Consider the following 1,303-nt stretch of genomic DNA (forward strand, 5'->3'; position numbering starts at 1 on the left):
TGTCAATCCCCAGTTTTCGTAGAGACGTTGGTTATGCGGCCCGGCCTTCCTGATCGGTCAGGGCTCGCGCTTCCTGGATGATCCGTTCGAACTCGACGGGTGGTTTCCCGCCGGCCGCGCTGTGACGCCGCTTCGTGTTGTAGAAGTCCGCGATCCACGTCGCGATCTTCAGCCTCGCCTCGGCCCGCGTGGCGAAGGTGTGCCGGTGGACGTACTCGACCTTGAGGACCGAGTGGAACGACTCCGCGGCGGCGTTGTCCAGCGCCGACCCGACCCGCCCCATCGACTGCATCACGCCCCAGCGGCCGCAGAGCTGCTGGAACGCCTGGGATGTGTATTCGCTGCCGCGGTCCGTGTGGAAAATGACGCCGTCGACCTGGCCGCCCCGGGTCGCGATCGCCATCTGCAGGGCGGCGCTGACCAGCGCGGCATCGTGCCGCGCGCCCATCGCATAGCCAAGGGCCCGGCGGGAGAAGGCGTCGTGGACGGATGCGAGGTAGAGCGTGCCCTCGCCGGTGTCGATCTCCGTCATGTCGCCCCACCACAGCACGTCGGGCGCAATCGCGTCGAACTTGCGCCGCACCAGGTCAGGGGCCGTCTTCCGCTTGCCGGGGCGGGTCAGCGAGCGGCGCCGGCGCGGCGGCCTGCGGCCCTGCAGGCCGAGCTCGGCCATGATCTCGGCGACGGTGTTCTGCGACACCTGCCAGCCCTCCTCCCACAGATCCAGCGTGATCCTCGGCGAGCCGTAGGTCCGGCCGGAGCGATCGAAGAAGTAACGGATCCGCTCGGCCAGGGCAGCCCTTCTGGCCTCGCGCTTCGTCGGCTCGGCCGGACGGCGCCGCCACTTGTAGAACCACGCCTCCGACACCCCCAGCGCCCGGCAGGCAATGCGATGCGGAATGTTCTCCTCGGTCTTGCAGTCGCTGATCGCCCCGACCACGGCGGCCGGGTCCGCCCCAGCTACTTCACCCACAAGACCATGCAGCGTTTGAGCACATCACGCTCCATGGCCAGCTCCTTGTTGTCCTTCTTCAGCTGCGCGTTCTCCCGCCGCAGCCGCGCGAGCTCCTCGCTCTCACCGGCCGTCTCGGCCCCGCCCGCCCTGCGGGCCCGGGACACCCAACTGGCCAGCGTGGTCTCGTTAATCCCAAGGTCATTCGCGACCTGCGCGATCGGCTTGCCGGTCTCGGTCACGATCCGCACAGCCCCCGCGCGGAACTCCGCGTCGAACTTCCGTCTCTTGCCCGCCATGACTCCCAACTTCCCCTGCAGTCACGGTCTCTACGCTACGAGGGGAAGGTCA

Annotated in this window: 2 protein-coding genes; both read right to left on the reverse strand. The window is 68.4% G+C overall.

The features are described from left to right. Positions 1-31: 31 nt before the first annotated feature. Positions 32-940, reverse strand: coding sequence for an IS3 family transposase (locus HDC93_RS37655; RefSeq protein WP_185015257.1), 909 nt, complete (start codon positions 938-940; stop codon positions 32-34). A gap of 20 nt (positions 941-960) precedes the next feature. Continuing rightward, on the reverse strand, positions 961-1,251 hold the full coding sequence (locus HDC93_RS37660; protein WP_185015258.1) for a transposase: 291 nt from the start codon (positions 1,249-1,251) through the stop codon (positions 961-963). Between the last annotated feature and the right edge of the window lie 52 nt (positions 1,252-1,303).

Source organism: Streptomyces sp. AK010 (genome assembly GCF_014207295.1).
Classification (GTDB): domain Bacteria; phylum Actinomycetota; class Actinomycetes; order Streptomycetales; family Streptomycetaceae; genus Streptomyces; species Streptomyces massasporeus.

Bases quoted from the DNA above. Each gene is read 5' to 3' on its own strand.
- HDC93_RS37660 (WP_185015258.1), bottom strand. From the start codon at position 1,251: ATGGCGGGCAAGAGACGGAAGTTCGACGCGGAGTTCCGCGCGGGGGCT.